The sequence below is a fragment of the Chloroflexota bacterium genome (genome assembly GCA_014360905.1).
In the GTDB taxonomy this organism is placed as follows: Bacteria; Chloroflexota; Anaerolineae; order UBA2200; family UBA2200; genus JACIWX01.
This window is the reverse complement of record JACIWW010000031.1, coordinates 20,537-31,888: the sequence shown is the minus strand read 5'-3', so window position 1 is coordinate 31,888 and position 11,352 is coordinate 20,537. Positions and strand designations below refer to the sequence as shown.

The window sequence follows — 11,352 nt, the reverse complement described above, 5'->3', positions numbered from 1 at the left end:
CAGCCTCTGCCAATAGCTGCGCTTTGATCTCTGCACGGGTGCGTTTCATCTTAGATTCCTTTCTCTTGAGCTTCGATTCTTCCCTACATTATGCCCCAAATTTGCCCCCAAATTGAAATACACCCTTTTTGCTGCTGGTTTGGAGGCAAACCCGCGCCGTATCAAGCGTGCCCTAGGCACTTTTCAGTTACTGCTATCCCTGGCTGAGTATCAAGCCAAAGGGCAAAAGAGCAACATTGTGCCCGGGCTACTGGCCAAGCTTGTGGTTATCCAGACGAGTTTCCCTGAACTATACGAAGAATGTGTGCACCGGCGGCAATTGCTGCTCGATTTGGAGAGGGATGTGAAGCAGCGTGGCGTTGAGGTCGAGGCTGAAGTGGAGCCAACTGCCCCGCGTACTCTGGTTGAGCGCTACGGACGCGAACCGCGTCTGCGTGCCATGCTGGATAAACCGCCGCTCTTTGCTGACCAAAGTGATCCTCTGGCTGCTGCTCGAGACCATATCTACTTGACACGCAGCACGCGTGAAGCAGGATATATTACCCCAGAGGTACCAGTGGATCTATGGAGTGATCTCATCAGCGGTGATCCAACTCGTGCTCAGGATGCTGTAGCACGTATTGGCAAACGCCGAGCGATTTATGTGAGTCGTCTGCGACAACTGCTGCGTGATACAAGTGGACAAAGCAGCGAGCGTACTGGAGCGGCGCAGGCTCTGCGTTGGCTGGTGCAATTGAATGATCCAGATATAGCCGAAATCCGACGCGAACTGGTTGCTGTGTTACAAGACAGCGCCATACCACTGCCAGTACGCCTGGAAGCGGGTGGAACCCTAGCCTACCTGGACGATCCACGCGATTTCGATGAGATGATCACAATCCCTGCAGGTGAATTTCTCTATGGTGAGGATAAGAAGCGCCTTCATCTGGAAAGTTTTAAGATTGGCAAATATCCGGTCACCAATACCCAGTACAAGCGCTTCCTGGATGCCAATCCCCAGCATCCTGTGCCCTACGTAGATAAGGACTGGGCACGTCCGTATAACTGGGATCGGGAAGAGCGCACCTATCCCGAAGGCAAGGCCAACCACCCAGTGGTGCTGGTGAGTTGGGAAGACGCAAATGCCTACTGTGCCTGGCTGCGCAAAAAGACCGGGCGCCCATTCCGACTGCCCAAGGAAGAGGAATGGGAGAAGGCAGCGCGGGGCACCGATGGACGTGAGTGGCCCTGGGGCGATGATTTCAGCAGCGAAAAAGCCAATACGAGCGAAGGTGGTATTGGTGGCACCACGCCGGTTGGTTGCTACCCGGATGGAGCCAGCCCTTATGGCTGTTTAGACATGGCGGGCAATGTCTGGGAATGGATGGAGAGCGAGTATGGATCTGGTCTTAAGGTCCTGCGCGGCGGCTCGTGGCTCAGCGATCTGGTCTACGCCCGCTGCGCTTTCCGCAGCAGGAGCTATCCAGTCGATCGCGGCAGTGTTGTGGGGTTTCGCGTTGCCGAATAATTCTGCCGCCTGGCCGGAATTGCGTTGGGTTCTTGAAATCAGTGAACGCAGCGCCGAGGCCAAAAGGAAGAACTACAGGCCTGCTCCTGGTCGTGCCGCAAGAAGTGGCCGGCCGAATAATCCAGTCTCCCTCCCCTCTGGTAAGCCCTAGGTGGGTTGGCGGTTGGGAGGGAGCAAATCACAAAGGGGGACTTTCCTTGCTAGCATCAGCAGGCTCTCGTTGCGCTGTAGCCTGCACGCCTCGCAGCGCTGCAATCTCTTTGCGCAGCCGTTGGGCGGTGCGCTCATCGCCTTGCTGCACCTTGAAGGCCAGTTTCGTCGCCAGTTGTGCCAACCTGCTCAGCCGGCGCGCTTCGCTCTGCCCAGAGCGAAGCCTGGCGCGCCAAGTTGCTTGCAGGCGCTTGCGGTACGAGCCAATCATGTCGTACTCCTCTACCGTGAGCAGGCCGCTCTCGACCTCCGCCCTCAGGTGGGTGGCGATCCAACGTTTTTCCTGCTGCGCCGCCAGCAGCATCACGACCAGGATGACGATCACGCCGCTCCAATTGCTCAGCACGCTGGCTAGAAAACAAAAAGCATGGGAAAACGAGACAAATAAATTGTGCATGCTGTGCAGGATCATGGCTCCCAACAACCCCAGCACGGGTGCAGTCCAGCGGCGACAGCCCTGCGCTCCCATGCGGGCATACCCCAGTGAGGCACCAAGAACCGAGGTGAAGAGGGCGTGGTTCATGCCGAAGACAATCGCCCGGAAAAACGCGGTCATGGTCAAGCCCTCCATACCAGCCTCTTGCAGGCTGCCGGCAAAGTAGAAGATGTTCTCTGTCATGGCAAAACCAAAGCCGATGGTCGCACCATAGATGATGCCGTCCAGAACGTCGTCGAACTCACGCCAGAAAAAGAGCAAGAGGAGCAACAAAGCGAGTCCTTTGGCTAATTCTTCCACCACAGGCGCCAATAGCGAACTGGACAACAACTCGGCCGAGGCTTTACCCAGAGCAATCAGCGGTTCACCCAGAATGGCCTCACCTATGATGGACAAGATAGCTGCTGGCACTGCTCCCCAGACAAAAGCCACGAATAGCAAACGTTGGGGCTCTTTTTCGTAGCGGTCGAACCACCACAGGATGAGTACATAAACCACCGTAGGCACTATTGCCGCCATCACGGAGATGGCCCAGACCTTCCCTCCCATGGTCAGCCCCCTCTGAGCTTGCGTATCTTTGCCCATGTGGAAAAAAGGTGCACATGAGGCCAGCTCAAAGCACCTCGTATCCTGGCATCAGCCAGATTATGCAGGAAGTTTTCCCTGTCGGTGAAAGATTCCATTTCCACATAGGCTCGTCCAATCTCTGCTGCAATATGGGCATCGCTGCCTGCTCCGCACAAGAGCCCATAGTTCTGTGCAAGTTGCCGCGCGCGCTCGTTGAGCACTGGACGCAGTGTGCGTGCATTCAATACCTCAATGGCATCCACTTGGTCTAGAATACCTAACAGCGTTGGCTCGGGCAATGCGGACCGGTGGTGATCAAAAGGATGGGGAATATAGACCAGACCTCCCTGTTCTCGGATGCGCGCGATGGTCTGCGCTGGTGTGAGTCTGGGTGGGATAAGTTCCTGCAGAAAAAGACCGATAATATCGCCGTCGGTCGTGAGGATTTCCTCGCCGATGATGACCGGAAATGGCGCCATACTTTGCAGCGCCAGTGCACCCTCGATCGCATTGTGGTCCGTGATGGCCAGTGCGCCCAAGCCTCGCGCCAGAGCGGCTTTCAGCACCTTTTCCAGCGCGGTTAGGGAATCGGGCGAATAACAGGTATGGATGTGCAGGTCCACCTTGATCCGCCCGCTTCCTGCCTGAGTCGTCCTTTGAGCGGGCGCCTCAAGGTTGTGCACGGCTGTTTTATCGCGCATAGTTGCCTCCGGCATCACAACTCCACTTCTTGCATCCGCTTTGGAACGAGCACTTGTGGCAGGCCCAAGTCGCGGATCCCTTGCGCCAATGCCTGGCAGGCAGGCAAATCGCCGTGCACGCAGAACACCTGTTGCAGGGTTCCATTGGCTTTGATCTGTGCGATGTAAGCAAGCAATTCTTCGCGATCAGCGTGTGCGCTGTAGCCGTCAATCATCTGCACCTGAGCACGTACTTCATGCGGTTCGCCAAAAATAGGCACCCTTTTCCAGCCATCCACGATCTTACGCCCCAAGGTGTTCTCAGCCTGAAATCCCACGAACAGTATCGTGTTATGCAGGTCGCTGATGTTGTTCTTCAAGTGGTGCAGGACGCGCCCTCCTTCGCACATACCAGAGGCACTGATGATGATACATGGCTCAGTTAGGTGGTTTAAAGCTTTGGACTCTTCTACAGAACGAGTGTATTGTAAGCGGTAGAAACCGAAGGGGTCTTCCCTCTGCTGTAGAAACTGCATCATTTCCGCATCGTAACACTCCCGGTGCAAGCGGAACATCTTGGTAACGTTGACCGCCAACGGGCTGTCCACGTAGGTGGGCAATGTAGGCAAGCAACCGTCGTGGATGAGTTTGTGCAGGTCGTAGACAATGTCCTGTGTGCGTCCTACAGCAAAAGCGGGAATGATAACCTTGCCGCCACGTGCATAGGTTTCGCGTGCGACGTCGCACAGGATTGCCCTTGCTTCATCGGGGCTGCTATGTAATCGGTTGCCATAAGTGCTTTCAGTAATGAGATAGTCCACGCGAGACACCACTTCGGGGTCACGCAGAATAGGCAGTCCTACACGCCCCAAGTCGCCTGTGAAGCATAACCGGTACTGGCGAGCATTTTCCTCTACATCCAGTACTGTGATTGCTGCTCCCAGGATGTGTCCGGCATCGTAAAAAGTAGCTCGTACGCCAGGCGCCACATCAAATGGCTTTTGGTAGTCAATGCTGACTAGGTGGCGCAGGCTGGCTCTGGCTTCCGCGACGGTATAGATGGGAGTTACTGTGGGAAGTCCCTGCTTGCGTCGTTTTTTGGTTGACATAGGTAACATCGCTCTCTTGAATGTGCGCCGAATCGAGGAGCATGGCACTACACAGATCTCGGGTGGCTGAAGTAGCGTAGATCCTTCCCCGGTAGCCGCTGCTGACCAAGTTGGGGATGTTACCGCTGTGGTCAATATGCGCATGGGAGAGGATCATTGCCGACAACTGATGTGCATCGAAGGGCAGATGGCGGTTCCGCTCCCAATTCTCCTGCCGACGTCCTTGAAACAGGCCACAATCCAAGAGAATTCGTGAGCCAATGACTTCTACCTCGTGCATCGAGCCGGTCACGGTCTGGGTTGCACCGAGGAACTTGATCTTCAAAAAACCCCCTTAATGGCTCCAGTACTTTTAGGAGTGCTTGCTACAAACTGGATTGCCAGATATGGTGAAGATAGCACGAAACCGCTTGCCTGTCAAAGCCTTCTATGCTCTCTTCTAGCCGGCACTGCCTTGCCCAGCAGAACCTGCGGATTGCTTTGTAAGCGCCAAGAACTCCTGCGCGGATTGCCACATCTGGACATTATTGAACAGGCAGTACACTTCCTGCTTGCTTTTACAGAGGTTCAGCAGCCAAACCAGATCATCCTGCGTATACAGGTAACGGTAGCCGCCGATGCCATGCAAACGGTAATACGTTGGTTCCCCGTAAAGGGACAGCCGCTGGAACGGGTCCACGCAATGGATCAGGTTCAGGTCTTGGCAAAGGTGCGCGACCAAGTCATCAGGCCATCCCCCTCTTGGCTCCCAGGCCAGGAGCAGATGCCTTCGTTCAATGCGGGAGAAAAACTGCTGCAGGTTGGCGACATGTTCCTCAGTTGGGGTAAAACTAGGCGGGCACTGAAAGACGACCACGCGTGCATGCAGGGCTTGGGCTACCTGCAGCGTGGTATCCCATGCGGCATATACCTCCTCCGTCGCGCGGAAGAAGCCGTAATGCTCAGCTTGCTCGGCGGGGATTTGCACCCCTGCCTTACGATACGTGGGGCTGCGTGGCTCGTGAGTAATCAACTGCCAGGCTTTGAGGGTGAACTCGAAATCGGCGGGGGCCTGCTGCCGCCATGCCTGTGCTGTCTCCACTCGTGGTGGGCGGTAAAAGGTCTCCTGCACCTCGACCAGGGAAAAACACTCGTAATACTTGCTGCGTGCCACGGGAAACCCGCAGCAACCGATATGGATGAACCTCGACATCGTTCTGACCTATAAGCCGTATGTTGTATCAAAGATAGCACGCCTGGGGCTGTTTTGTCAAAATGTGTATTTGCCAGAGTGGATGGAAAGCGTACAATATCCCTGTAGTGGCAGGAATGGTTTTTGCCAGCAATCGGCGTAATGGAAAGGAGATAACTGGTACGCGTCTATCACTGTGTTAAGGAGAGATAGAAAAGTGGGACATTCGAATTTTGCATCCTCATCTGGCGTGCCACTGGGACTCACTGCATTGGCTCAGTACATTGACCATACCTTACTCAAGCCAGAGGCCACGCCAGAGCAAATCGCCAAGTTGTGCGCAGAGGCACGTGAGTACGGTTTCTTCGCTGTATGCGTAAACCCGTGCTACGTCCGCCAATGCTGTGAACTCTTGCGCGACACGCCCGTGCGCGTTAGCAGCACCATCGGATTCCCCCTAGGGGCGACGCTGCCCGAAGTGAAAGCCTACGAGACCAAGCTGGCCATCCGCGAGGGAGCAACCGAGGTAGACATGGTGATCAACATCGGTGCGCTCAAAAGTGGCAACGATGCGCTCGTGCAACGCGACATCGAGGCAGTGGTCCGAATAGCGCATCGCCACCACGTTTTGACCAAGGTCATCATCGAAGCCGCACTGCTAACCGATGATGAGAAGGTCAAAGTTTGTACCCTCGCTAAAGTTGCACGGGCTGATTTCGTCAAGACCTCCACTGGTTTTGGTCCAGGTGGCGCAACCGTACAAGACGTGGAGTTGATGCGACGTACGGTTGGGCCAGACATGGGAGTCAAGGCTGCTGGGGGCATTCGTGACTACGAAACAGCTCTAAAGATGATCGCGGCTGGTGCAACACGGTTAGGCACCAGCGCCAGTGTCAAGATCATGGAAGAGGCCAAGGGCAAGATACAGTAAGGCTTTGGGCCTGTTGCCTTGCGCGGAGGGAAAGACGGTGGTTGACCACTGTCAGCAGTGGCTTGCTCGTCCGGAGACGTAGAGGTGCAAGAAGCTGTAGAAGGGAAATGACGATGCCAGACCGTGAGCGCATCTACCGCACCGAAGCGGTGGTCCTCAAGCACAGCGACTTTGGGGAAGCGGATCGCTTGTTGACTGTCTACACCCCATCCTTGGGCAAATTGCGTCTGCTAGCCAAGGGCATCCGCAAGCCGACCAGCCGCAAGGCAGGCCACCTCGAATCCTTCACCCGCACGCAGTTGCTGGTGGCCCGCGGGCGCAATCTGGATATCATTACCCAGGCGCAGACCATAGAGCCTTATTTGGCGCTGCGTCAGGACCTGTGGCGGATGAGCCACGCTTACTATGTAGGGGAACTGGTAGATTGCTTCGGGGAAGAGCAGGCGGAGAACTATCCACTCTACTGCTTGCTTTGCGCGGCGCTGAACTGGGTCTGCCAATCATCTAACCTTCCGTTGACCATGCGCTTCTTGGAAATGCAGATTTTGAACCTGGGAGGTTACCGGCCTCAACTCTTCCATTGCGTGCGTTGCAATGTTCTGTTGGAGCCGGTTGTGAACTACTTTTCACCGGAGGAAGGTGGAATGCTTTGTCCACGCTGCGGGGAGGGGTACCGCGGAACTAGACCCCTTTCACTCGGAGCATTCAAAGCAATGCGCTACCTGCAAACGCGCGAGTATGCAGAGTGCATGCGTCTGCAATTAAGCCAGGCGACATGCGCTGAGGTGGAAGGAACTTTGCAGCACTACTTGGTCTACATCCTGGAACGCAAGCTCAAAAGCGTGGAGTTTCTCCATCTCCTCCGCAACGCCCAGTTGCCTGGCATGCCCTGAATCGTTGTATGCAAGATGTGCTTCTAAGGACAGCAGAGAAATACAGTCATGACGTTGACTTTCTGGCCACGCGAAGTCTTTTTCAGCAGTTCTGCAGTATACAGGAGTGTGATTAGCAAGATGAGAAACAAGTACGCCAAAGTTCTAGTACAGCGTGTGCTGCCGTTCCTCGTCGTATTTGCACTGCTATCTCCAACCTGCCCATTGTCCGTTTGTGGGCAGTTTTCCTACACCGGCTATGGTACGAACATCGCCAGTGCGGTGGGCGCACGCAAAACCGCCGAACTAGGGTTCCAGTGGGTCAGGATATACTATCCAGACCAGGTGGAGGAAGCCGAGAGATACGGCTTGAAAGCGCTTCTGCTGTTGGGCTGGGAGTTCCCGCTTAGCGATGTACAGAGCTGGGGCAATGCCGTTTACGACATCGTCAGGCGTTATCGCGGACGTATTGCGGCTTACCAAATCTGCAATGAGCCCAACCTTGCGGAAATGTGGCACAAACCGCGCCATGCCGACCCAGCAGAGTATGTAGCCTATCTACGCGAGGCTTACCTGCGGGCCAAACAAGCAGATCCAGCCTGCATTATCGTTAGCGCTGGTTTGGCAGTGAACGGTGGCGTAGGTGAGCTTGCGATGGACGATGTGCAATTCTTGCGCGGCATGTATGCCGCCGGGGCCAAACCTTATTTCGATGTATTGGGTGCTCATCCGTATGGGTTTGGCTACGCACCAGAGGATGCATCCAGCAACCCGATCCATTGTTTCCGTCGTGTGGAACAATATCGCGCGGTGATGGTGCAGTATGGCGATGCAACCAAATCCATCTGGCTGACCGAGTTTGGCTGGATCATTGACCCAGGACAGGAATGCTATGACTATGATGGCTGGCCAAGCCGTTGGTGGCAGCGCGTTTCGGCGCAAACCCAGGCTGACTATCTGGTACGCGCCTGCCGCTATGCGCGCACAAACTGGCCATGGGTGGGCGTCATGTTCGTATGGAACCTGGATTATAACCTGGTGCCCTGGAACGATTATTGCGATCAAAAATCCTGGTTTGCTATCTTGAACCATGACGGATCGCCACGTCCTGCTTATTGGGCGTTGGCAAACATGGTCCGGGAGCAAGCCACGCCTACTCCTACTAAGACAGCAACCCATACTCCCATGCCTTTCATAACCTCTACACCTGGAAGTAGCACCAACACCGGTACGGTGACAGGCCGCATCCTCTTACAGGGCCGCGAAAACCATCAGGGCACATTGGTTTCGGTGAACGGCTATCACGTCAGAACCAGCATGGATGGTGCTTTTCGCCTGGAGGGAGTGCCTGTTGGAACACAAGAGCTTGTCGCCCAGATAGCAGGCTACCTTCGGTACCGCAACCCTGCTCTCACCGTCCGCGAGAATGGTGAAACGGTCGTGTCAGATATTCAGCTCCTTGCAGGTGACATCAACAGCGACAATATCGTGAACCTGTTTGATCTGGTCATGATCGCTGGCCGTTATGATGCGCGGGCCACAAGCAGTGCCCCAGAAGATGTGAATGGCGATGGAGTGGTCAATCTTTTTGATCTAGTCCTGGCCAGCAGGAACTATGGTAGGAGGGGTAGTTGAACTGTTCTGTTATTCTGAGAGGGGTGAATAGGATCGCAGTAGGCGCTTCAGCGCTTCTGAGGAAGCAAAGTCTTGGCATCCGGTGGCTTTAGACTCACTTTCATGAAGTATATGCCCCAAATCGTTGGGCATACCATGACATTGCACGCACCCGCTCGGGATCAGTCCCTGGGCTTAGCTCACCTCCTGTAGAGAAGACAAATCCCCCTCCTGGTTTGCCTGCTGCGATAATGCGCCGACATTCAGCGTCAAACTGCTCGTCGCTGCCCCGCAACATGATCTGCAGTGGGTCAATGTTGCCCATCAGCGCAATGCGCGCCCCGATTTTAGCTTTAACCCTCTCGATAGGAACTCGTGGCCCCATATGCCAGATGTCCATACCGCATTCTGGCAGCACTTCGATAAGATGCGCCGCATCTCCATCGTTGTGCAGAAACTTGACTGCTTCAGGAAAAGCCTGAAATAGACGCCGGTGGTAAGGGGCCACGAATTCCACATAATGCTTCGGCCCCAGCATGGAAGGCATGTCCTCAGTCAGCATCACCCAAACCGGCGAGCCAAATTCCTCAGCCAAGGAGCGGGCTCCTACCAGGCTAGCCTCAGTGAACAGATCCATTGCAGCATGCACAAAAGCAGGATCCGTATACATGAGCCTGAACCAGTCTGTCCCCATGTTCTGAGCCAGCCTATCAAAAGGGTTCTCGAAGCGGATCAACCCCTTGACGTAGCCAAACCGCTCAACTAGTTCATGGGGAACATTTTCGTAGTACCATTGGATAATCTGCAGCATGACCATGTGCTCAGGACAGGATAAGGGGTCAGGAATGCGAATTTGTGCCAGTTCCCGCGCGCTGTATAGCTGCCCTACGCGCAACCAGTCCTCTGGACGCTCGAAATAGGCATTACGGTTATCCACCTGACGTAGCATGTTCAGGTGCAAGGCGGCGCAGGGGGTGATGACGAACAACAAAGGTTGATCAGGGAATAGCTCGGCTCCGCGCACTAACATTTCCAGTTTGGCTTCTGGATCGTCTGGGTCAGAGATGCCAAACAATGGAGCTAGATAGAAATCCGTAACCGCAGCGACAACTGGCACATGGTCTACTGGCTGGTGTCGTGCTGCGGCTAGGAAACGGGAGAACGGGGTAAAGAGCATAGCAGCGAGAGGTACATTTATTTGCTCATGATGCGCCGCATCACCTGCAAGGCCCGCTCGACGTGCGCTCGCTCGATGCCATAATGCGTTACCGCACGCAGGCGGTTCGGGCCCAGCGCTAGGATCAAGACTCCCTCTTCTTTGAGTGCGGTGACGAATTGCTGCACGGTCATGCGGTTAGCCAGAAAATCGAAAAAGACGATATTGGTACGCACGGTTTCCGGGTCCAGCCCTAAGCCAGGAATTTCGGCAATGCCCTGGGCTAGTATGCGGGCATTCTCATGGTCTTCGTGAAGCCGGTTCACCATCTGTTCTAGAGCCACGATACCGGCTGCGGCGAGCACTCCAGCCTGGCGCATGCCACCGCCAACCATCTTGCGCATGCGACGTGCTCTTCCAATGAACTCGGCGCTACCGCAGAGCAGCGAGCCCACGGGACAGCTCAGACCTTTGGACAGGCAGAACATGACCGAGTCCGCGGGCCCTGCCAATTCGCGCGCCTCCACACCCAAGGCGATGGCTGCATTGAAGATGCGCGCGCCGTCCAGGTGAAGAGCTAGACCGTTGCGGTGCGCAAGATCTGCCACCAGCACTGTATACTGCGCCGTCAGCGGTGCCCCATTGCAGTAATTATGAGTATTCTCCAGACAGACAAGCTTTACGCGTGGGTGGTGGATATCCTCAGCAGGAATCACACGCTCGAGCACCGCCGGGTCAATGGTGCCATCTGGTTGGTTGGGAACAGCCAGCAGATAAACCCCTCCTAAAGCCGCCGACCCGCCTGCTTCGTTGAGGAAGGTATGGGAGAGGTGGCCCATGATGGCTCCGTCGCCACGCTCGCAGTGGGTTAACAGAGCCACCAAGTTGCCCATCGTGCCACTGGCTACAAACAGGGCGTCCTCCTTGCCCATCCGTTCTGCAGCCATCTCTTGCAAGCGATTCACGGTGGGGTCTTCGCCAAAGACATCGTCACCCAGCTCGGCATGGTACATAGCCTCGCGCATGGCTGGGGTTGGTAATGTAACGGTGTCACTGCGCAAATCTATGATTTCCATTTCTATTTCCCCCTCAGATGATA

The 11,352-nt window shown here is 55.3% G+C and carries 9 protein-coding genes and 1 pseudogene; 4 read left to right on the top strand and 6 right to left on the bottom strand.

Annotated elements, in window-relative coordinates; genetic code table 11:
• Nucleotides 1-112 precede the first annotated feature (112 nt).
• Nucleotides 113-1,507, top strand: coding sequence for a formylglycine-generating enzyme family protein (locus H5T67_11450; GenBank protein MBC7245922.1), 1,395 nt, complete (start codon nucleotides 113-115; stop codon nucleotides 1,505-1,507).
• 178 nt (nucleotides 1,508-1,685) lie between these two features.
• On the opposite strand, the gene H5T67_11445 is transcribed toward H5T67_11450, so the two are convergent.
• The 4 genes and pseudogenes from H5T67_11445 to H5T67_11430 all read right to left on the bottom strand — a co-directional run bounded on the left by H5T67_11445 (nucleotide 1,686) and on the right by H5T67_11430 (nucleotide 5,701).
• Nucleotides 1,686-2,702 (bottom strand): PrsW family intramembrane metalloprotease, encoded by a 1,017-nt coding sequence (locus H5T67_11445; GenBank protein MBC7245921.1) that lies wholly within the window; start codon nucleotides 2,700-2,702, stop codon nucleotides 1,686-1,688.
• 2 nt (nucleotides 2,703-2,704) lie between these two features.
• Nucleotides 2,705-3,421 (bottom strand): PHP domain-containing protein, encoded by a 717-nt coding sequence (locus H5T67_11440; GenBank protein ID MBC7245920.1) that lies wholly within the window; start codon nucleotides 3,419-3,421, stop codon nucleotides 2,705-2,707.
• A gap of 14 nt (nucleotides 3,422-3,435) precedes the next feature.
• Nucleotides 3,436-4,834: pseudogene (locus tag H5T67_11435) on the bottom strand (MBL fold metallo-hydrolase).
• A gap of 114 nt (nucleotides 4,835-4,948) precedes the next feature.
• Nucleotides 4,949-5,701 carry a DUF72 domain-containing protein gene (locus H5T67_11430; protein MBC7245919.1) on the bottom strand — a complete coding sequence of 251 codons (753 nt, stop codon included), beginning with the start codon at nucleotides 5,699-5,701 and terminating at the stop codon, nucleotides 4,949-4,951.
• Nucleotides 5,702-5,936: 235 nt separating this feature from the next.
• Between H5T67_11430 and deoC the strand changes: the two genes are divergently transcribed.
• The 3 genes from deoC to H5T67_11415 all read left to right on the top strand — a co-directional run bounded on the left by deoC (nucleotide 5,937) and on the right by H5T67_11415 (nucleotide 9,118).
• Complete coding sequence (deoC, locus tag H5T67_11425) at nucleotides 5,937-6,611, top strand: deoxyribose-phosphate aldolase (protein ID MBC7245918.1); 675 nt, start codon at nucleotides 5,937-5,939, stop codon at nucleotides 6,609-6,611.
• 113 nt (nucleotides 6,612-6,724) lie between these two features.
• Nucleotides 6,725-7,504, top strand: a complete 780-nt coding sequence (gene recO / locus H5T67_11420; protein MBC7245917.1) for a DNA repair protein RecO — start codon at nucleotides 6,725-6,727, stop codon at nucleotides 7,502-7,504.
• Between the two features lie 120 nt (nucleotides 7,505-7,624).
• A complete protein-coding gene (locus H5T67_11415) occupies nucleotides 7,625-9,118 on the top strand; it encodes a hypothetical protein (protein MBC7245916.1) in 1,494 nt (497 codons plus the stop codon).
• Between the two features lie 100 nt (nucleotides 9,119-9,218).
• Here H5T67_11415 and H5T67_11410 read toward each other — a convergent pair whose 3' ends face one another.
• Both H5T67_11410 and ltaE read right to left on the bottom strand, forming a co-directional pair.
• Nucleotides 9,219-10,214: a hypothetical protein gene (locus tag H5T67_11410; GenBank protein MBC7245915.1), complete on the bottom strand. Its 996-nt coding sequence runs from the start codon at nucleotides 10,212-10,214 to the stop codon at nucleotides 9,219-9,221.
• A 77-nt stretch (nucleotides 10,215-10,291) separates the two neighbouring features.
• Nucleotides 10,292-11,329 carry a low-specificity L-threonine aldolase gene (ltaE, locus tag H5T67_11405; protein ID MBC7245914.1) on the bottom strand — a complete coding sequence of 346 codons (1,038 nt, stop codon included), beginning with the start codon at nucleotides 11,327-11,329 and terminating at the stop codon, nucleotides 10,292-10,294.
• Nucleotides 11,330-11,352: the final 23 nt, after the last annotated feature.

Coding starts and splice junctions, on each gene's coding strand:
- recO (MBC7245917.1), top strand. CDS start 6,725: ATGCCAGACCGTGAGCGCATCTACCGCACCGAAGCGGTGGTCCTCAAG.
- H5T67_11430 (MBC7245919.1), bottom strand. CDS start 5,701: ATGTCGAGGTTCATCCATATCGGTTGCTGCGGGTTTCCCGTGGCACGC.
- H5T67_11440 (MBC7245920.1), bottom strand. CDS start 3,421: ATGCGCGATAAAACAGCCGTGCACAACCTTGAGGCGCCCGCTCAAAGG.
- H5T67_11415 (MBC7245916.1), top strand. CDS start 7,625: ATGAGAAACAAGTACGCCAAAGTTCTAGTACAGCGTGTGCTGCCGTTC.
- H5T67_11445 (MBC7245921.1), bottom strand. CDS start 2,702: ATGGGAGGGAAGGTCTGGGCCATCTCCGTGATGGCGGCAATAGTGCCT.
- ltaE (MBC7245914.1), bottom strand. CDS start 11,329: ATGGAAATCATAGATTTGCGCAGTGACACCGTTACATTACCAACCCCA.